General features: G+C 33.7%; 9 protein-coding genes. 4 read left to right on the top strand and 5 right to left on the bottom strand.

The genetic code is table 11. The annotated features are described in order from the left end of the window. Positions 1 to 318 precede the first annotated feature (318 nt). The 4 genes from Q1A73_RS11265 (at position 319) to Q1A73_RS11250 (ending at position 14,199) form a co-directional block, all read left to right on the top strand. Positions 319 to 8,010: a hypothetical protein gene (locus Q1A73_RS11265; RefSeq protein ID WP_299605439.1), complete on the top strand. Its 7,692-nt coding sequence runs from the start codon at positions 319 to 321 to the stop codon at positions 8,008 to 8,010. A gap of 197 nt (positions 8,011 to 8,207) precedes the next feature. After that, positions 8,208 to 9,095: a T9SS type A sorting domain-containing protein gene (locus tag Q1A73_RS11260; protein WP_299605436.1), complete on the top strand. Its 888-nt coding sequence runs from the start codon at positions 8,208 to 8,210 to the stop codon at positions 9,093 to 9,095. A 145-nt stretch (positions 9,096 to 9,240) separates the two neighbouring features. Beyond that, positions 9,241 to 12,477, top strand: a complete 3,237-nt coding sequence (locus Q1A73_RS11255; protein WP_299605434.1) for an immunoglobulin-like domain-containing protein — start codon at positions 9,241 to 9,243, stop codon at positions 12,475 to 12,477. A gap of 465 nt (positions 12,478 to 12,942) precedes the next feature. After that, a complete protein-coding gene (locus Q1A73_RS11250; RefSeq protein WP_299605432.1) occupies positions 12,943 to 14,199 on the top strand; it encodes a DUF4157 domain-containing protein in 1,257 nt (418 codons plus the stop codon). Position 14,200: 1 nt separating this feature from the next. On the opposite strand, the gene Q1A73_RS11245 is transcribed toward Q1A73_RS11250, so the two are convergent. From Q1A73_RS11245 to Q1A73_RS11225, 5 genes are read right to left on the bottom strand one after another with little or no spacing between them, the layout of a single operon-like run. Beyond that, complete coding sequence (locus Q1A73_RS11245) at positions 14,201 to 14,452, bottom strand: hypothetical protein (protein WP_299605430.1); 252 nt, start codon at positions 14,450 to 14,452, stop codon at positions 14,201 to 14,203. Then, the gene (locus tag Q1A73_RS11240; RefSeq protein ID WP_299605428.1) at positions 14,449 to 14,838 is read right to left on the bottom strand and encodes a DUF4280 domain-containing protein; all 390 of its coding nucleotides are present in this window, start codon (positions 14,836 to 14,838) and stop codon (positions 14,449 to 14,451) included. The genes Q1A73_RS11245 and Q1A73_RS11240 overlap by 4 nt, the downstream gene beginning before the upstream one ends. 10 nt (positions 14,839 to 14,848) lie before the next feature. After that, entirely contained in the window at positions 14,849 to 16,201 is a 1,353-nt protein-coding gene (locus tag Q1A73_RS11235) for an ATP-binding protein (protein ID WP_299605426.1), read from the bottom strand. Next, the gene (locus Q1A73_RS11230) at positions 16,186 to 19,983 is read right to left on the bottom strand and encodes a contractile injection system tape measure protein (protein WP_299605423.1); all 3,798 of its coding nucleotides are present in this window, start codon (positions 19,981 to 19,983) and stop codon (positions 16,186 to 16,188) included. Before Q1A73_RS11230 ends, Q1A73_RS11235 begins: the two co-directional genes overlap by 16 nt. Next, positions 19,980 to 22,847: a hypothetical protein gene (locus Q1A73_RS11225; protein ID WP_299605420.1), complete on the bottom strand. Its 2,868-nt coding sequence runs from the start codon at positions 22,845 to 22,847 to the stop codon at positions 19,980 to 19,982. The genes Q1A73_RS11230 and Q1A73_RS11225 overlap by 4 nt, the downstream gene beginning before the upstream one ends.

Here is a 22,847-nt window from a genome sequence, read left to right as displayed (position 1 = left end):
AGATAAATCAATTTAAATAATTGAATATCAATTACTTAGATTTTTGCACCCCGATTTGCACCCTATCGTTTTTTGGAATAAATATGGTTTCTCTCATAATTTTGGCAATAGCAATAAGAGCGCTAGCCTTATTTGTTTTTAATACGGGATAAACAAAAAAAACTAAAACTAACAACATACTTCTTTCATCAAAGACAATTGATGATGGTACGCTACTATTTGAAAGTTAGCAACATTTTAAAGATGTATGTAGATCTCGAAAAACAAATAAAACGCCTAGTAAAAAATAAAAAATATTAACCCCAAAATCTATATGGTATGAAGTTAAAATTACTCCTACTATTACTTTTTCTTACGACAATACATACGAATGCACAAACAGATTGTTCCTTAGACGAAACTAAATTTACAGGAACATTTACCACTGCAGAAGTTGGAGGAACAAAAATAAAGGCAAGCGATGCTACTTCAAACTATAGATTTGGAGAACGTGTTGCAATAGATGGTAATATAGCTGTAACAGTATCACGTAGTAATGGTGCTGCTGTAGGTAAAGTCTATTTGTTTATTAATGATGGCGCTGGTAACTGGACACAGCAAACCACGCTTACAGCAAGTGATGGTTTTGCAGGCGATAATTTTGGATCTAGCATAGCTTTACAGGGTAATTACTTGGTTGTTGGAGCTAGCTTTCAAACAAATTCTTCAGCTGTAGATACTGGAGCAGCATATTTATTTGAATATGATGGTGTTGGTGCTTGGACAGAGGTTGCCATATTTGAACCAAGTGATGGAAGTTCTGGTGATCGTTTTGGAGTATCGGCTTCTATAGAAGGAAATTTAATTTTAATTGGATCTAGAGATGGTTGTATGGGTGGATGTGCTTATGTATACGAAAATGACGGCACCAATACCTTTACCTATTCAGAAACTAAATTAGAACCTCAAGTACAGTCTAATTATTCTGGAGCGCGTTTTGGTTATGATGTCTTGATTAAAGATGGTCGTGCTTATGTAAGTGGTCTACGGGATTATTCAGCGGTAGGGAATGCCTTTGCGGGTTCTGTTCAAATATGGGATCAAGCAAATGATGGTTCGTGGTCACGAACACACCGATTAAGAGGTACCGAATCTTCGGAGTCTTTCGGTAGTTCGATAAGTGTTTTAGGTGATTATTTAGCTATAGGTGCGTATAATTATGAAGCATCTTCAACACCAGAAGCAGACCAAGGAAGAGTTTATGTTTATAAAGCAGACAGTAACGGCGATTATTTAGAAACTAATCGTGTTATGATTCAAAATAACGATAAAGACAGTTATAACGATCAACGTTTTGGAGCAGATGTTGTCATAGAAAATGATTTTTTATATGTTGGGACTTATGGAAATGGTTCAAGTAATACAGATGCTGTATATATTTTTAAAGATGATGGTACCAATAATTGGTCGCAATTAAGTAAAATTACTTCTGGTAGTGGTTGGAATGAATTTTCAAACAGAGCCGTAGCAGTTTCCTATCCCTATTTACTGATAGGACAAAATGAAGACGATTCACCTTCAAATTCTGGAGCAATTCATTTTGTACCTTTAGCAAGTACCATAACTCCAACCGCTTCGGTTACAGAAGTTACAGAGGCTTTTATTGGTCAAAATAATGCCAAGATAACCCTCAACTTTAGTGATGAAGCTACACGAACTGAAATCCAGTTTAGTATTGATGGAGGAACAACCTTTCCATATACATTTAATGACGACGCCTTAACTGGTACAATAACTAATCTTGGAGTAGGCTCGTATGATTTAAAAGCAAGATATAATGGGGGTTCGTGCATTTTAGATTTAGGAACAGTTACCATAAATCAAGCAGCTTACACAGCTATACCAGATGCAAATTTTGAAGCCGCTTTAGAGGCTCTTGGTTATGATGATATTACTGGTGACGGACAAGTACCAACATTCTTAATTGAATCGCTTACTATTTTAAACATTAGTAATAAAGGAATAACAGATTTAACCGGAATTGAAGATTTTCTTGCGCTAGAGGAATTAAAAGCCAATGGTAATGATTTAACAGCTATTAATCTAACTAATAATACGGCTTTAAAAGTACTTTGGATTAGAAGTGGAAATAATAATTTTTCTTCCATAGATGTTAGTAACAATATAGCACTTGAAGATTTTAGAATACAATATTCAGGTACTTCATTAGACATCTCTAATAATACTGCGTTAATAGAATTTATGTGTACAGATTGTAGTCTTACTTCACTCAACACAAGTACCAATACAAATTTAACTTCTTTAGATTTAGAGAATTCTGATATTACAACATTAGATTTAAGTACAAATATTAATTTAACTGGTTTAGAAATTGATGGTACTAGTTTGGTTGAGTTAGACTTGTCAAAAAATATTGGCTTAAGGTTTTTATATGCAGAAAATATTGCGACGCTTACAGGTTTAAACATTCAAAATGGTACAAATACAAATATTGCTGCTTTTGAAACTGTAGGAACACCAGTACCTTGTGTTAAGGTTGATGATGCAACTTATAGTACAAATAATTGGACAGCTATAGAACCTGTGACAACTTTTAGAGATTCAGGGTATTGTATCTATACACAAATTCCTGATGCTAATTTTGAGGTTGCACTTAATAATTTAGGCTATGATGACATCCTTGGTGATGGGCAAGTACCTACTGCTTTAATAGAAGCAGTAACAACATTAGATGTAGCTAATAAAAACATAGCTGATTTGTCGGGAATTGAAGATTTTAAACCATTACAGGTTTTGGAATGTCAATCTAATAACCTTACAGCCTTGAACATTTCTGCAAATACAGCATTAATGGAATTAACAGCTAACGCCAACGATATTACAAATATTGATATATCTAAAAACACCTTATTAGAAACTTTAATTATTGGAGCGAATGACTTAACCTCAATTGACATTTCCAATAACAACTTACTTAAGCGATTAGACATTTTATACAATGATATTACTGTGCTAGATACCAGTAATAATCCAGACTTGGAAACTCTAATAGCATACAATACAGATGTCGTGAATTATGATTTTAGCAATAATCCACTTTTACGAAATGTTCAGTTATATAATAATAACTCCTTAACAACATTAGATGTTTCAAACCTAACACAGTTAGATCAATTGCGCTTAGATAATACTGGGATTACAAATTTAGATGTAAGTAATAATCTGAACTTAAGAATTATTAGAGTAAATCAATCGAATATAAATACTCTTGATTTATCTAATCAAAGCAGTCTAATACACGTTTATGTAAATAATTCACCTATCAATTTTCTAAATGTCCAGAATGGAAATAATACAAACTTTACACAGTTTCATGCTGATAATACACCAAATCTAAACTGCGTTTTGGTCGATGATGCATCCTACAGTAATACAAACTGGACAAATATTGACGGTACAATGAGTTTTAGTGATACCTATTGTAACTACACCGCGATTCCAGATGCCAATTTTGAAGCTGCATTATACACTTTAGGCTATGATGATATAGCTAATGATGGACAAGTACCAACCGCTTTAGTAGCACCAATAACTACATTGGATCTTATAAATCAAAATATTGCAGATCTAACGGGAATTCAGGACTTCGCCGCACTTACGTATCTAAATCTGGACACTAATGTGTTAACCAGCTTAGATCTTAGTAGCAATACAAATCTTCAAACGTTGAACTTTGATAATAATAGTATTGCCAATTTAAATTTAGGAACAATTTCAAATTTGACCTCTATCGAAGGGCGTTACAACCAATTAACAACGATTGATTTAAGTCAAAATTCTGATCTAACATTTATAAATCTTAGAGACAATTTATTTACCACAATAGATGTATCAAACAATCCATTGTTGGAAACTATCAACCTAAGAGGTTGTACTAATTTAACAAGTATAGATATCAGTGGTAACCCTAATGTTAAGTTCTTATATTTTCAAGATACAGTCTTGACTGGTTTAGATGTTTCCCAAAATCTTTTATTAGAAGTTATCGTTATTGAACGTGTAAATTTCAATACTATTGATGTATCTAAGCTATCTAATTTGAAGCAGTTAAGAATTGCTGATAATAGTTTTACACATCTTGACGTATCTAATAATCCAGCTTTAGTACGCTTAGAATGTGAAAATAATGATCTTACCTATTTAAATCTTAAAAATGGGAATAATATTAATATGCCAAATACAGATTTTAAAGTTACAGGAAACCCTTCATTATCGTGTATTATCGTTGATGATGCTACCTGGAGTGCTACCAACTGGACGAATATTGATGGTACTGCAACTTTCACGAATACCTTTTGTCGTTATACTGCTATTCCAGATTCGAATTTTGAAGCTGCGTTAGAAGCTTTAGGTTATGATGACATTTCAGGTGATGGACAAGTTCCTACACCTTTGATCGAAGTATTATCAAGCCTGGATGTAGATGGTAAGAATATTAGTGATTTAACAGGTATTGAGGATTTTGTCGCTTTGACCTACCTAAACTGTAATGGGAATAATCTGACTACAATTGATATTACTAAAAATATACAACTAACATATTTCAATGCGGCTCAGAATAATTTAACAACTGTAGATCTATCCAATAATACCTTACTAGAAAGCCTATACCTGTTTTCTAATGATTTAAGTGCTATTGACCTATCCAATAATACTGCATTGAAGCAGTTGTATATTCAAAGAAATACGAATCTACCAAACTTTGATATTAGTAATAATATCCTTTTGGAAGAAATAGATTGTTCAGAAACCAACATTACGGCATTAAATACCACAAATAATACGCTGTTAAGAAATCTAGAAGCTAATGACTCGCCTTTATCATCTTTAGATCTATCAACGAATACAGCGCTAGAATTATTACGCTTGTTCACTACGAATATTACCGTACTAGACCTATCCAGTAATATAAGCCTAACAGAGCTTCGTATAAACGATACAGGTATACAAAGCTTAGATCTAAGCAATCAAGCAGCTTTAACCGTGTTGGTAGCTAACGATGGAAATTTAAGTTCTTTAAACATTCAAAATGGGAACAATATGAATGTTCAGCTATTTGCATTTAATGTAACTAACAACCCTGATTTAGCCTGTGTTTTGGTTGATGATGCCGCTTACAGTACTACCAACTGGAGACTTATAGATGCTACAACAAGCTTTAGTGATACCTATTGCAATTATACAGCTATCCCTGATCCAATTTTTGAAGCTGAGTTAGAACGTTTAGGCTTTGATGACATTTCAGGAGATGGGCAAGTACCAACCACTTTGATAGAAAGTCTATTAATATTAACTGTAGACAATTTAGGAATTACTGACTTAACCGGTATTGAAGATTTTGCAGCACTGCAACAGTTACGTCTTCGTAATAATAGTGTTACTAATCTTGATGTAAGTTCAAACCTAGACTTAAGATTACTTTACTTGGGTGGAAATGATGTGAGTTCACTAGATCTTTCTGCAAATACATTACTCGAGCAATTACAATGTCATGGTAATAACAATTTAAGTAGTCTTACACTTGGAAATAATACCAACCTATTCAATCTAAGAGCTGACAATACAAATCTTTCAAACTTAGATGTAGCAGCTAATATTGGTTTAGAAACGATTCGTATCCATGATACACCAATAACTTCCTTAGATCTATCTACGTTGAAGGCATTGACAAATTTACAATGTTACGATACTAATATTAGCTATCTTAATATGAAGAATGGTAATAATACCAATGTAACTGTATTCAATATTTCGAATAATAGTAATCTAAGTTGTGTTATCGTTGACGATGCTGCTTGGAGCACTACCAACTGGACAAACATTGACGATACTACTAGTTTTACTGATACAAATCATTGTGATTACACAGCCATTCCAGATGTAAATTTTGAAGCTGAATTATATGCGTTAGGTTATGATGATATCTCTGGAGACGGACAAGTGCCTACTGAATTGATCGAAGTGGTGGAAGACCTAATAATTGTAGGGAAATCCATTGCTAATTTATCAGGTATCGAAGATTTTACTGCATTAAAAACGTTGAACTGTGCGAGTAATACATTTACAACTTTAGATCTTTCCAATAATACAGAACTTATATCGGTTATTACAAAGTTTACGCCTCTTACGGCATTAAATATTAGTAACAGTCCAAACTTAGATACCTTAGTATGTTCATTTAATGATTTATCAACTTTAGATGTTTCAAATAACACAGCATTAACGTATTTAGAGTGTAACAATAATAATCTAAGTAGTTTAAATATTAATTCAAATACAGCACTACTAGATCTACGTTGTGGAGATAACAGTTTAACATCTTTAAATGTTTCAAATAACATCTTATTAACTTCAATTTGGTGTCAAGGTAATACGATTACTGAATTAGACTTTACGAATCAAACAGGATTGGTTTCGATTATTGTAAATGATAATGAGCTAACATCTTTGAACGTTAGAAATGGAAATAATACAAATGTGACCAATTTTGTAGCTACTGAAAACAGTAATTTAACATGTATTTCTGTTGATGATGCAACCTATAGCACCACTAATTGGCTTGGAGTTGATGATACTGCTAATTTCACAAATAACTACTGTCGTTACACTACCATTCCAGATGCAAATTTTGAAGCTCGATTAGAGTCTTTAGGGTATGACGATATTTCTGGTGATGGACAAGTACCTACTGTATTAATTGAAAGTATTACTTCATTAACTGCAAATGGTGAATCAATAACTGATTTTACAGGGATCGAAGATTTTGTTGGATTAACCTATTTAGATGTTGGAAATAACAGCGCTGGAAGTATTGATATAGCAAATCTAGTTTTATTAGAATTTGTTAGACTAGATGCCATGTCGTTAACATCAATAGATCTCTCTAAAAATACCGCACTAGTTGATCTACGTTGCTCTTTTAATTCAGGAATGACAACAATCGATATATCTAACAATACGTTACTAGAAACAGCACATATAGGAAATAACAGTCTTACTAGTATAGATCTAACCAATAATACACTGCTATATGAATTGAGAATGTCTAATAACGACCTGACAAGTGTCGATTTATCAAAGAATACAGCATTAACAGAATTGAATGTTTCAAATAACGAACTGAGTTATTTGAATCTTCAAAATGGGAATAACACTAATATTCTAATTATTTACATGACTGGTAATTCATCATTAAGTTGTGTTTTGGTGGATGATGCAGCCTACAGCACTACCAATTGGACAAATACTGATGATCATACTAGTTTTAACGAAGTTTCTTGTGATCTATATGTTGATATTACTGTTTTTCTTCAAGGAGCGTTTACCAATCCAAATTCTGGAGAAGAAAGCCTGATGCGTGATGATTTACGTGTTAGTACAATACTTCCAACGGTAAGCCCTTATGGTGATAATGCTACTATTTCAGACGCTATAAAATTAGATGATGCTGGATCAGATGCTACGGTGGATTGGGTTTGGATAGAATTAAGAGATGCTAATGATACAAGTATAATTGTGGCTCAACAGTCAGGAATTTTACAACGTGATGGAGATATTGTAGCAACTACCGATGATCGAAGTACTCCACTAGCTTTTAGTGTTAATCCTGGTAATTACTATATAGTGGTGAAACATAGAAATCATTTAAATATTATGTCCTCATCCGCTATCAGTTTATCAAGTACTACAGCGAGTGTAGATTTCACTTCTAGCACTAATATTGCCGGAGGAGCAAATGCTGTTGTTGATATGAATAACGGGATTGTTGCGATGATTTCTGGAGATTTTGATGAAAATGGCCAGATCCAAAATTCTGATATCAATTCGGTAATTCAATTATTGGGAGGTTCTGGTTATCACAATGCTGATATAGATATGAATGGTCAAATCCAAAATATTGACGTCAACAACCTGATGAATCCTAATGTAGGAAAAGGTGAACAGTTTTAACCATATACTAAATCTATAACTTATACAGTACACATGTTAACAAAATCACCTGTAAAACAAGGAAATACAGCCTTGCACCCCAATATGCACCCCTTGTTTTATTGGTTTGTAAAAACATCATATGTACTATTGCATTGAAGTTTATATGAACATAAAAAACATATAAATACTTTATAAACCCCTTAATAGATAAATCTATGAAATTAACGAATAACCCATATACAAAACAGATTACGATGATACTATCTGTTTTCGCCATCTTGGTCACTAGTGCTCAAGATATTCACTTTACTTTTGCGAATGCTCAAAACACCATTGATAATGGTGAATATTATTATGAAGCCGATATCATGATCGAAAGTACTGAAGCTTTCAAATTAGGATCTGGACAAATTTATCTAACCTACAATCCTGAAGCTTTTGGAACTAATATTTCTAAAAACAATCGAATAGCATATACATCTGAATCTGGTTACATCTTAGGTGAAAATTATGTGCTTCCTGCATATAGAGGTTTTGTTCAAAACGATAACACAGATAATCGTATATCGTTTACATTTCAACAAGGAGTTAGTGCTGAATCCATTACCAAAGAAAATGTTACCACTACTGCTCAACCTCTATTACATGTAAAATTAAAGTATATAGATGTTACCAAAGATCCAATAGTTGCTTTTGAAGAAGGATCAGTATTTCAGGATCAGTTCTTTACTGCATGCGGAAGTATGCTTAAAACAGGTACCAAGGCAGGATTTCCTGATTGTGCGAACCTACCTGGTGTACAATTGATTAATGACACGTATGATTCTAGCGGTGCTTCCTTGCAAACCTTAAGTGTAGAAGAGCAAGGTATTACAGCAGCTAGTTTGTATCCCAATCCAGCGCAACAATATTTCTTAATACAAGGATTAGGCAATATCGAAACCGATATTCATATTACAGATATCAATGGCAAATTGGTACAAATGCTACCTAGCCATCCACTACAGAACACCATTAATATTTCACAACTACAAACCGGTGTATACTTTGTAAAAATAGACACTCAAAACTCCCAGAAAAGTTACAAGTTAATCAAAGAATAACTAAGAGATAACGCAGGCAACATAGTATCCTTTTATTAGCTGCAGTACTCCGCTTTACCCTTTCCCCATAGCGCAGCTAATAGGGATCTGTTTGCCCAAATTTTAAGCAATTTTCAAAATAGCTAGAACATATTAAACCTATAAAATGATGAAAAAAATTACCTTTTTGATTATATGTTTCCTTCTTACCGCTATGGTTGGTGCGCAGGACATAACATTTACGTTTCAGAATGCCAGAAACACCAATGATGGAACAGATGATTTTTATGAAGCTGATATTTATATTGAATCTTCTACTGATTTTAAGCTAGGATCAGGACAAATTTATTTCACCTACAATACCGCTGCTTTTGGTGAAAATATAGATGGTAGCGGAAATTTTGAATACTTACAACCTGACGGTTCCATTTTAGCAGAAACCTATAGTGGTTTTCCTGCTTACTCGTCTTTTATTGCTAATGATAATACAAATTCTAGAGTATCCGCTTCTTTTCAACAAGGATTAAGTAGTGGTACTATTACTGCAAATAATGTTACCAGTACCCCAAAACATCTATTCAGCATAAAAATTAAGTATGAAGATACCAATGAAGAACCAACAGTTGCTTTCGAAACTGGTGCTGTATTTTTAGATCAGTTCTTTACCGCTTGTGGCCCTGCTACTTTTGGTTTGCCTGATTGTACAAACAACCCAGGTGTACAAATCAACAATGATACCTTCGATTCTTCTGAAGCTACTCCTGATACTACCGCACCGGTAATTTCTTTAAACGGCGACATTGCTGTTACAGTAGAGGCTGCAACTACCTATTCTGATGCAGGAGCTACTGCATTAGATGATAGAGATGCAGATATTACAGCTGATATTGTTACAGTAAACCCAGTAGACACTGCTATTCCTGGAGTATACACCGTGACATACAATGTAAGTGATGCGGCTGGAAACGATGCAGTGGAAGTAACTAGAGAAGTTACTGTAGTAGATACTACCGTTCCTGTAATTAGTTTAGCAGGAGATACTACGGTAACTGTTGAAGCAGGAAGCACCTATACTGATGCGGAAGCTACAGCAAGCGACTCTTTGGATGGAGACATCACTGCAGATATTGTTATAGTAAACCCCGTAGATACATCTGTACCGGGAATATATACAGTAACCTATAATGTAAGTGATGCAGCTGGAAATGATGCTGTAGAAGTTACTAGAGAAGTAACCGTATCTGATACAACGATCCCAGTGATTAGTTTAACAGGAGATGCAGCTATGACCGTAGAAGCAGGAACTACGTATTCTGATGCAGGGGCTACTGCTTTTGATTCTTTTGATGGCGATATCACCGCAGACATTGTAACTGTAAATCCAGTGAATACTGCCGTGCCAGGAGTATACACGATAACTTATAATGTAAGCGATACAGCTGGAAATAATGCTGTAGAAGTTACCAGAGAAGTAACGGTATCTGATACAACGATCCCGGTCATTACAATAACTGGAGATACAGCTATGACCGTAGAAGCGGGAACTACGTATTCCGATTCGGGAGCTACTGCTTCTGATTCTTTTGATGGCGATATCACGGCAGATATTATAACTATAAATCCAGTGAATACTGCTATTCCAGGAGTGTATACTGTTACCTATAATGTAAGTGATGCTGCTGGAAATGATGCCGTAGAAGTTACTAGAGAAGTAACTGTATCTGATACAACGATCCCAATCATTATGTTAACTGGAGATGCAGCTATGACCGTAGAAGCAGGAACTACGTATTCTGATGCAGGAGCTACTGCTTTTGATTCTTTGGATGGTGATATTACCGCAAAAATTGTTGGCGTTAATCCAGTAAACACTAATATTCCAGGAGTGTATACAATTACGTATAACGTAAATGATGCCGCTGGAAATAATGCAATACAAGTAACCAGAGAAGTAACCGTATCTGATACAACAATCCCAATGATTAGTTTAACAGGAGGTGCAACTATAACTGTAGAAGCAGGAACTACGTACTCCGATGCTGGTGCAACGGCTTTTGACTCTTTGGATGGTGATATTACAGCAGATATTGTTACTGTAAATCCAGTGAACACTACTATTCCAGGAGTGTATACAGTAACCTATAACGTAAGCGATGCAGCTGGAAATAATGCAATACAAGTAACCAGAGAAGTAACCATATCTGATACAACAATCCCAATGATTAGTTTAACAGGAGATGCAGCTATGACCGTAGAAGCAGGAACTACATATTCTGATACGGGAGCTACTGCTTTTGATTCATTTGATGGTGATATTACAGCGGCTATTGTAACCGTAAATCCAGTGAACACCGCTATTCCAGGAGTGTATACAATTACTTATAACGTAAGTGACGTTACTGGAAATAATGCTGTAGAAGTTACTAGAGAAGTTACAGTAGTAGATACAACCATACCAGTTATTACTCGATTAGGAGCAACAACAGTAACCGTAGAGATAGGAACAACATATTCTGATGCAGGAGCTACTGCTTTTGATTCTTTGGATGGTGATATTACCGCAAAAATTGTTACTGTAAATCCAGTTAACACCGCTATTCCAGGAGTATATACAATTACTTATAACGTAAGTGATACCGCAGGAAATAATGCTGTAGAAGTAACTAGAGAAGTAACCGTAGTAAATACAGCATTACCTGTTATAGCACTTATAGGCGATGCAAATGTAACTGTAGAAGCAGGAACCACCTATACAGATGCTGGAGCAACAGCGAATGATGCTACTGATGGAGACATCACAGCAGCGATTGTTACCGTAAATCCAGTGGACACCACTGTTCCTGGAGTGTATACCATTACCTATAACGTAACGAATTCTGCTGGAAATTCAGCCACAGAAGTCAGTAGAGAAGTTACTGTGGTAGACACTACCTTACCAATAATTGCTTTGATCGGAGATAATCCAATAGAAGTAGCACAAGGAGAAATCTATATAGATCCAGGTGCAACAGCTTTTGACTCTTTGGATGGTGATATTACAGCAGATATTGTTACTGTAAATCCAGTAGACACCTCTTTAGAAGGAACTTATACGATTACTTACAATGTAATGGATGCAGCAGGAAATACTGCAGCAGAAGTAACTAGAACAGTAAATGTATCTGCCCTTCTTAATGTTGAAGAGAATGAAATTGAAAATTTAAAAATATATCCAAATCCAACCTCAGATACATTGTTCATTTCCAGAGAAGTTGAAAAAGTAATTATCTACACGATTACTGGACAAAAAATCTTAGAAACTAATAACAATAGTATTGAAATGTCATCATATAGATCAGGAGTCTACTTAGTGCATATTTTCACAAACAAAGGAAATTCGGTAAAACGAGTTATGAAAAGGTAATATAGCATACAATTACCTGTGCCTATTACTTATGAAAAAGAGATGTAGTACCTACGCAATAAACATGGGAAACCAGAAATTAAAAATCTCCGTAGATAAAAACTGATTTAAACGATATACATATGAACATAAAAAAGATTATAACAGATAGGTTGACCATGACCTTGCTAGTATTTTACGGATTGATGTTTTACATCATACTACGATTATCTTTTGCTTGATTTGATAATCAAAAAAATTGCTAATTATTGTATAGAGAATTAAGGGGCTTTATATCAATTACAATTAGCAATTCATAACCAAAACTGCCTGAAATAAAATTCAGGCAGTTTTTTATTGTATAACAAAGCTAAAACTTCTATACACACACTTTATGAGTCACCCAAGTTAAAAAACAGGTATTTTTCCCCGATTTTATAACTGCTTTTTTATGTATCTTTAATATAATTATAAGCCAGCTTAATAATGTACGCAAGAGATAAGAAACAAGACAGCACATCTTCGGTAAAGAATTCAAAGTCTAAAGCAACTGCTATACAGTTCAAAGATCTTAGACCTGAAGGAGAACATCAAAATACTATAAGTTCCTCTTTGGAGCAAAGTCCTAGAGTGACAGCACAAAGAAAAAAGATGGATTCCCTACAAAAACCTATACAAAAAAAGGAAAACAACACTGGATTACCTGATAAATTAAAATCTGGAATTGAAAGCCTTTCTGGTATGGATATGAGTGATACCAGAGTACATTATAATTCTTCAAAACCCGCACAATTGCAAGCTCATGCCTATGCGCAGGGCAACCAAATTCATGTAGCTCCAGGACAAGAAAAACATCTCCCTCATGAAGCATGGCATGTGGTACAACAAAAACAAGGACGTGTACAACCGACGATGCAGATGAAAGGAAATGTTAACATTAATAATGATGCAGGATTAGAAAGAGAAGCTGATGTGATGGGAGCCAAAGCCTTACAAATGAAAACTACCAATTCACCTTCATTTAACAATCTTGAAATCAATCCTGTGAAATCAAAACCCATACAGAGATACCAAAAAGTTATACAATGTGCTTGGACTACTGAAAGTGAAGGAACTGCACAAGAAACACTTACAGGAATGGATCAAAAAATCTATACGGTTCCAGTAAACAAAGTATACAATCAGCAAGCTTGGATGGGCACTAAAGAAAAAGGTATGGCAAAAATGATACCAAGAAAATATAACAAGGGAGGAATTCTTCAAGGTATCAAGGCAGATAAGGTTATTAAAAGAGCTGCAGAAATTGCTAAAGGTAAAGTAAATGTATCTCCGCCACCTGTAGCATTTAGTACTGGAACTGCCACTGCTGCAAATCCACAAGCAGGAAAGCTAATTTTATTAGATAGTCATCATACAAAGAATGCTGCAATTCTTCTAAGCGGAGCCTCTACCATGCAGGTCCGACATGTAGCAAAACCTGATTTAAAAGGAGCTGATACAATTGCAAATGTTGCCAAATCAAGAAAGGCAATTACTAGCAATATGATTAAAGCAAATAAATTTAATGCCAACGAAGGTAAAATAGCTTATGAAGAGGCAGTCGCAGGTATAGAAGAAATCAAAAAAGAAATGGCTAGTGAATCTTCTTCGGAAGTAGAATTAGCAAGTCCTATGGGTTATAGCAGTACAAAGGACAAATCAGAATTTAATCCCGATTATCCAGGATTAGAATTTAGTTTTTAACCTATAACTTTTTCTTTTTACCTACGCTATGTTGATAGGCTTTAGTGCTTCCCTTTAAAATTTTAAACAAAGATTGAAAAAGCATTAATAACCCATAAAGACTCATCCCATGCTTCCAATGTAATACCAAATTGGCAGTATCTTGCTTATATAATTGTTCGAAACCAATAATAATTAAGCCAACAGCTATGATCATATTCACATAAGAATTTTCTACAATCCTAGTGACGATCTGCATTATTTTATGAATCATGATGCCGTTGTTTGTACTTGTCCTGCAAAAGTAATAGAAATCGAACCTCCCCACATACAATTACACGTACTACTATCATCTAAAGCTGTTAACTTACCAATACATACATCCGAAACTCCTGGAGACCAAGGCGATACTGTCGCTGGCACACATGGCATTGGTGTTAATACACCCATCGCGGCACTAGTAGCAGCAGCAACAGTAGGATTAGACGGAGATGAGCAAGTACCGAACGACATAATATTTACTAAAGGAGTATAATCCATAATAGTTGCCGCAGGCATATTACTAGTATTTACCGTACTGGTAGGAAGTACCGTAAGTGTGGATGGTGCAGATCCAAATGGGCAGGAAATAATAGCTCCGCTACATACTTGATTTGCCATAATTTTAGTTTTAGTTAAAGGTTTTGTTACTTTTTAAATATTCTCTTTTTATCCCAGTCATAATGTTACTTAAATGTACTCTTTTTTCCTTATTTTCTGCAGCTTTTACTGCACAATACCGAACTACATTGATCATTTCTCCACCTGATAATTCATAATCTTTTGCAATTTTATCCAATACCTCAGCTCCTTCTTCTATTTGAAAATGCTTGCCTATCATTTGCTCCCATAATTGTTTTCGCTCTTTATACTTAGGCTTTGGAAAATCAATAGCCATTTGAAAACGTCTTAAAAATGCTTCATCAATATTGCTTTGCAAATTCGTAGCTAATATCACCAAGCCATCAAAATCTTCTATTCTTTGCAATAAATAAGCAACTTCCTGATTGGCATGTCGATCATTAGATGTATTGGTTTGTGTACGCTTACTAAATAAGGCATCCGCTTCATCAAAAAATAAAATCCAATCTTTGGAAGATGCCTCATCAAAAAGGTTACCTAGATTTTTTTCGGTTTCACCAATGTATTTCGAAACGATCATAGACAGGTCTATTCTATAAACTGATTTATTCGTAGTTTTTCCCAGTAAAGTGGTCGCTAACGTTTTACCTGTTCCAGGAGCTCCATAAAATAATGCTCGATAACCAGGTTTCAATAATGTATTTAGATTCCATTCGTCTAAAATCAATTCACTATGACGTAACCATTGTTGTATTTCTAATAATTGATTCATGATTCTCGGTTCTACGATCAAATCTTCCCAATTCAATTTACTGGTAATTAATTGCGCCGGAAATTTAGAGCTATAGGTTGGCATATATTTTTTGTCAGAAATAATAGAAAACAAAACTTCATCTGAAAATTGTAACTTTTCTTGCAACCTAATAGGATAACTATCTGCGTGTAAAATACGATCACGATAGAAGAAATGATCTTTATTGATTTTTTTCATAAAGTTCAATCGGAGTTCTATATCATCGGCACCACCTACAATAAAACAAGCTGTTTCTAGTGTTGGGATAAATCCATAGCGTTTTTCATCTTTACTCCCTCCAAACTCTGAGAATTCTGCATCGATGTTTTTATTCTTAATTAAAAAAACATCTAATGCTTGTGGTTTTATGTAGGGCAGTAATGTAAGAATGAGCACTACTCTTTCTTCAAAACTCATCTCATATTTATGAACCAACCTAAAATACTCATTATCCAAATCATAGATATCAGGTGGTGGAATCTCTCTGACTGAAGTATAGTTACTTTCATTCTTAAAATACAAGGTCAACGCTGTATCTATAATAGTTTCAAGCCATTGAATTTCCTGCTCTAATTTTGTCGCGATGGTATCTTTTATGATGGTCTCCATAATACTTCTAGCATTTTTTTCATCCAGGTTAATTTAAGTTTGGTGATACTCCAAGGAATCTGATCCAACAGCATATCAAACGTTTTTTGCTCTACAGTAAGTACATAACTATCTTCTTCAATAGTCAATCTACCGCCTCTGCATAAAAAGGTTTCTCTTAGTCCTTCTACAGTAGTATTTTTCAAAACACTCCAACTACTAATAATTGCTTTTAATAAACTATTTACCAACTCTTTGTCTTCTGGTAACAGTATTACTTCTTTTGCGATTGGTGTATGAATATCTACACCACAAACAATTTTATTGAGTATCAGTAATTGTTCCTCCTCATACTCCTTTCCGGTAATGGCGTATTGTAAAATATGTATTCCTTTCTGCGCTGCTTCTTCACTTTTAAACTCTTGATTTTCGACAAGTCCTAATCGTTCAAAAAGCAATGCGATATAGGGCCCCAAAATGATGATTCCAGAATTTTCTACATAAATAACTTCACCTACTTGCTCTTCTTCTAGTTTTTGCCCATCAGTTGATGTTTTTTCTTCTTCGGGAATTATTTCGTTTTTGGCTTTTTCGATTTCCTCTTGTTTCTTATTTATTGATTGCTGTAGGTTCTCATCTAAATCTTTACTCCATTTAGGGATTACATCAGATATAAACTCTTTATTTTCTTCATAAACAGATTGTATCCATAAGGCACTCCAATCATCAATAGACCAAATTTTATCCTGATTAACAAATAGATAGAGGAGGATTTTATCTGTGAAATTTTTCCAAATTTTTTGATATTGGGATGTTGTTATATGCTTCTTAATTTTTTCTAGCTCTACAATCATTTTACTCCAAGAATCTTGTAATCTATCTTTCGTTAGCTCTTTAATTAAGGTGATCTGTTCTTTTTGATTTAATGTATGTAAAAGCCGTTTTCTAAATTGAGTACGCTTTAAATTGAATCGAATTTCATCTGGTGATCTCTTATATATCTCAATTAGTCTAGGTATGATATCCCCTTTGGGTTGTAAGCTTATTGCAGTATCCCAATCTTTTACTTCATCTAGGGAAGTTACCATATTTTTTGTATCACTTTGGGAGCTATCTAATTTCTTTATTTCTTTTTCCAAAAAGTCGAAAACCAACGGTTCTTTCAAGGACTCATCTTCTCTCATTTGTTCCCATATCCAAATCTTTGTGTTTTCTAGCGGAATAGAGAAAACATGTTCGATCTTTTGCAGCATATATTTCATAAAATCAATCCTATTGTTAGACTGATTTTGTTCGATATATGCTAAAATGGAGCTTCGCAACTCAGCTCTAGTTTTTTGAGTTACAAAACCAAGTGAAGAAACTTCATAATCTAATATCTTATTAGTGATTTTAATGATTTTGAAATATTGATTTGTTGCATTCGAATTCACATACGAAAGTAAATTCATGTATGTTGGTTCTTCCATTAATTGCAAAATGTTTAATAGATTTTTTGCTTTCTTCAACCAACTTACGAATTGAGCTGGCAGCCTTTCTACCATCTCTCTTACATATTGTTTTATTTGTATTAAACTAATGTCTTTGCTCCACCAAGGTATTCTTCCTGTTGTCACATAGTGCTGTATCAAATCTCTTCGATATGTAATACTCTCTTCTGTTTTAGTATTTTTCCCATCATGCTCATTCCAGCTATCTTCTTCTACTATGTTTTTGATAAATTTTACATCATTTCGGTTTACAATATGCTTTCTTAGTCCTTCTTTCAACTCGGCAGTTGTTACCTTATGCATTTTGGAAAAATCCTCAAATACTTTTCTTAACGCTGCTGTGATATCTTGTCTTTCTGGGCTATATAAAAGTGTATTTAACTGCTTGATCATCTTCTTATACACCGTTTCAGGAATATTATATTTTGGAGTCTCTTGATCACCCTTGTCAGTAATCAAGTTGTCTTTGAGACTGCCTAGTTGTATCTGTGCTTCGGCTACACCATTATATATATTATTTTGAATCCCTAACCACGCTATAATTTTGAGCGTTTGTACTATGATTTCTTTTATATTTTGCTGCTTTTTAGATAACTCATTGAGTCTATCGACAGTCCATTTGGTAATTTCTTTAACGGTATAGTTCCTACTTTTTTCGCATAGCTCAAGTATATTCGCTGTTAACTTAATAGCATCTTCCTGATGAATGTTCTTTTTAAGAAATAAGAAATACTGCTGCAGATTATTTTCTTTCTTATTATTGAATTTTAAATATATCTTTTCTACAACATCTTTCTCCTTACCCTTTAGATCGCCAATTATTTCTTGTGCATCTACTACTGATATCCCAGGTAATACTATTTCAGACATCCATCGATTAATACCTTCTTTTGCTACCTGATTTACATCGTTTTGCACATATTCTAAAACCGCAATAAATTCATTGTCGACAGCTCCTAATTTTACTGTTTGAAACAAAAATTCTTCCCATAAAATTCCTGGATTACTTTGTAAACTGATGTATGTTCTTAAAACAATATTTCCTTTATTTTTTTTTAGAATATCCAATACAAAGGAAGTATTCGAAATGGTTTTGGCCGTTTTAAGAATAAGCTCATTGATGTCGATAAGTTTGCCAATTACATCATTTTTTGATTGTTGCATCATAGTGTACAACACCTCATTAGAGAATCGCTGTATGAGCAGATTTGCATTGGATTTATTTTGGATAAAGGAATCCAAAAAATCCTGAAATTCTGACGAATGTTGAGTAATGTATTTCGCCAGTATTTTATGAAATTGTTCAATAGAATCTATAGGAACTTCAGCAGGCAATGAATTGTACGTAATATAATATTTAAGTAATTCTGTAAAATTCTGATATCTATTTTCTAAGAATCCTTCTTTTACATTTTTATGTACAACAGGTTCTTTTTGTTTTTCTTCTTTTTGAAGTGCTGTGAGTAATTTTTCGAATTCGGGAACCCAAGAACGCTGCTTTTCTTGATTCTGAACTCCATGAATCAAAGTATGTAACAATTTTTGATAGGTTACTCTATACTTTTGAGCAATCTTATAAATAAGAAGTTTTAAAAAGTTTTTCCTATTATAGAAACCACTGGATTCTACAAAAATATACGCCAACGTAATTTCCCAAATAGCACTTCTAAAATTCACAGCGCCTGTTTCTACCAATTGTTCTTGTTTCTGCTTTTCAATAAGGTTTTGCCGGTACTTTTTAATATATTCTCCTTCATGTCCTGTAACCCCAATCACAATCTCTTCGAGAAATGTATCTTCCATCTGCGTAATCAGACGCTTACGGATAGCTTCTTTTTTTCCTACTGTTTTTAATAACTGTATGGTTTGATCTCTGTGATTACTTAAGAGTTCTTTTACAAGTTCTTCTGGCTTTTGAGAAGCACTTGCATTCCAATTTACATACCCATTTTTTAAAAAGAATTCTAGCTGTTCTATCTTTTTGTCGTATAACTGAATCCGCTTTCCTGTTTTTAATGTTCCATTCTCAAAAACATTATTTTTAAGAAAAGTGGAAAGTGCTTCTTCTACCTTGTAAACAATTTCTTTCTCAAAATTGTTGGGAGAAATGGTTCCTAGATCCAGTAAAACCTCATCAAATTGATCTAAATATTCTTCTTTACTATATTGGTCCATCACCTTCTGCAATACGAAATTGACTTGATATCCTTGCACATAACTGATCTTATTCTGATATGCGTATGCATCGGATTCGTCATCTAATATGATCTCATAACATTGACGCTTTATGATATGTGATTGTATCTTTTTCAAAATTCATTTCGTTGCTGTTCCAGCTCTTGCAACATGGTAACTAATTGATATGCCTGGTATATTGCATTTTTATTTGTTTTAAAATCATTTAATGTCTCTAGCCATTTAAAGTAGTACACTTCAAAGAGATCCATTGTTTCGTAATCCAACCAATGTACTTCGGTTCCTAAGTGAATTGGACTTTGCTCATAAACAGTATTCTCGAACATCATCTTAAAACTTTCGTTTTGAAATCTTACGGGCCAGTTTGGTAATAGGATGCTCTGCTTAAAAGAAAAGAAATCTTCTGATACCGGATTTTCTTCATAATACACATAACATTTTATAACATCTGATAATTCCTCCTTCGATATAGTGATCCCATTACTTTTTAACTTTTCGATAGTTTTCTGGTATTCTTCGACAGTATCAAAAAGGTCTTGAGATATAGCTAATAGCTCGCCATCCTTGCTAAAAATCTTCAATCGATAACAGCCTTCAAACTCTTCCATTTTATAGGATAGCTCATCAGAAGTTATCCCTTGTACTAGTTTGGTTATGGTTTGATTTCTATGGTAACAAGAAGTTAGTTTTACATGTTGAATTCTTAGTGAAACTCCTATAAATGAAGTTAGATCAGCCATAAAACCAAAATGATCTTGATGATATGGCGGTAATAGTAATAAATGTTCTACAGCAAAGAAACCTTCACTTTTGGTATTTATCGTAACTAGATGTTCTATTGTTTTTTTTATTACACTTTCCGCTTCACTCTTAGAATCGGAAATATGAGCTATGTTAGATTTCTCTGTATTTCTATGATAAAAAACATAGTATTTATCCTTTTGCTTCTTATCCTTTTTTATTGAATAATTCTGCTGTAAAACTCCTTTCTTCAAAACTTCAGTAAGAATGCTTCGTTCACTTCCCACGAAATGCATCACCTTATGTAGATCTTCATGAACTTCTTTGATCTCAATATTTTCAACAATTTCAATAGTAATATCCCGAAAGGGTGTATGAATATCGATTTCCTTCAGAATAACACTTACCTCTATTTCTTTTGGATGGATCCCAATTTCAAAATCCTTAATTACTTTAGTTAAAGAACGTATACGATACTCACTAATTCCCATAAGCATTGCAATTTTTCGAAATAAACCAGGAATAAATTGCTCATTAGTTGCATCAAACTTGTTCTCCGAAAGTTCTAAATAATTAAATGATCTGGCTCTAGTATATCCTATTTGGTCGTACGAAGCAATGAAATTCCTCTTTAAAGCAAGTGCTTTTTTTTCGAAATGTTCTGAAGTCAATGCTTCTCCATAACTATTACTATTAATTTTTCGCAAAGAATATGTTTTAAATTCTTCGCTATATCTAGCTAATAAAGAATCTGCAATTTGATCATATCTACCAATAGCATCGGTATCAAAATTTGTATTTATATTTTCAAGAAAAGATTTCCAATACGAGGTTACATCTATATTTTCATTGGTAGATTTTTGAGGAGTAATCAAATCCCAAAGTTCCTCTACATCTGGTAATTCTTTTGTAAAGTAGGATGCTCCTGCTTTGCCTTGCACATTATAGAGCGTATATATATTCCTTAATTGACTTAAAAAATTTATCATCAATTGATCTAGTGGCATCAAATAGGATTGTAGCTGTTTTACCTGAGCTTTTCGTAGTGATGTTGCCCTATTACTGATTCCCATATCTCCAATTCCGTACAGTAAAGGAAATTGTTTCCTAATAGGATAATATGTGTCTATTTCTTGATATGTCCCTTTGGGAATTGGAAGATCATTTAATGAATTGGAAGCTGCTTTAAAACTTCCAAAATCTAAGGCTTCAATAAATGAAAGTTGTTTTTTGGTTTCATCAAGATCTGGTTTAAAATATACTCCCGAATTTTCAAAGATTAAGTTTTCATTTGTTTCGGGAAATAAAACTACTGGGGCAGTATTTGCAGAAACTTTAAATCGATTTTTTATAGGAATCTTCTTTTTATTTTTATCCTCATATACCAACCTAAAATTTTGGATTCCTTGTATTCCTTTAATTTTTGATATAATTTTAATAATATCTGAAATCAAGATCTCATCCAGCGGTTCTTTTAAATCCTTATCTAATATGAACCCATTTTCTAAGCTTGGACCATTAAATATTTCATTTACGTCCATACCTTTTTCCTGAAGCTGCCATAAAGGGTAATAATTAACTTCTGGAGTAAGATAATCATTAACCTCATTTAATATAGTAGCTAATACTTCTTCTCCGTCTGTATCTTCTATAAGTGATACTTGCAATTCCATTTGCAAAAACAGCGGTTCATATACCTCTACTTTATAAAGGCTTTCGCATAGATTACGATGTTGATGATAGAGCGCTGTTACTTCTTTAATAATCCTTTGGTTTTCCTCCAATTCTTCTGCTGGTTCTTGCTGATATGTATATTTTTCAACATATACATAAAGCAACCCCTTTAATGAATTGTCGCTCGAAAAACCTGTATTCATAGGATGTATCCATATGTTTTTTACATTCTCAATCTGATCTATCCATAATTTTCGGTAATCATTAAATGTAATAGGATCTGTGGTTAAAATATCCGATGCTACAAATAATCCATTATCGCCCGATTGTAGTTCCTGATCTTCTTTTTGAAGCAAAAGATCTTGTATTGGAAATTCTGTTTTATGCAATAATTCTGTAAGTGCATAAGAGATATTTTCTAAGATAGTAACACCTGGATCATGTTCGTTATAATCAGTCCATATAGATCCACTGAGTTTTTGAAGAATTTCTAATCCTTCGAGATGTAATTCTTCATAAACACCCGTTCCCTTTTTCTTTTTATCTATGTATCCTTTCTTATTCAC

Source organism: uncultured Aquimarina sp. (genome assembly GCF_947492115.1).
GTDB lineage: Bacteria > Bacteroidota > Bacteroidia > Flavobacteriales > Flavobacteriaceae > Aquimarina.
The sequence above is the reverse complement of the archived record's forward strand: the minus strand, read 5'-3'. Positions and strand labels throughout refer to the sequence as shown.

What these genes read in the sequence shown, in the direction of transcription:
- Q1A73_RS11265 (WP_299605439.1), top strand. Translation starts at nt 319, where the DNA reads ATGAAGTTAAAATTACTCCTACTATTACTTTTTCTTACGACAATACAT.
- Q1A73_RS11260 (WP_299605436.1), top strand. Translation starts at nt 8,208, where the DNA reads ATGAAATTAACGAATAACCCATATACAAAACAGATTACGATGATACTA.
- Q1A73_RS11255 (WP_299605434.1), top strand. Translation starts at nt 9,241, where the DNA reads ATGATGAAAAAAATTACCTTTTTGATTATATGTTTCCTTCTTACCGCT.
- Q1A73_RS11250 (WP_299605432.1), top strand. Translation starts at nt 12,943, where the DNA reads ATGTACGCAAGAGATAAGAAACAAGACAGCACATCTTCGGTAAAGAAT.
- Q1A73_RS11245 (WP_299605430.1), bottom strand. Translation starts at nt 14,452, where the DNA reads ATGATTCATAAAATAATGCAGATCGTCACTAGGATTGTAGAAAATTCT.
- Q1A73_RS11240 (WP_299605428.1), bottom strand. Translation starts at nt 14,838, where the DNA reads ATGGCAAATCAAGTATGTAGCGGAGCTATTATTTCCTGCCCATTTGGA.
- Q1A73_RS11235 (WP_299605426.1), bottom strand. Translation starts at nt 16,201, where the DNA reads ATGGAGACCATCATAAAAGATACCATCGCGACAAAATTAGAGCAGGAA.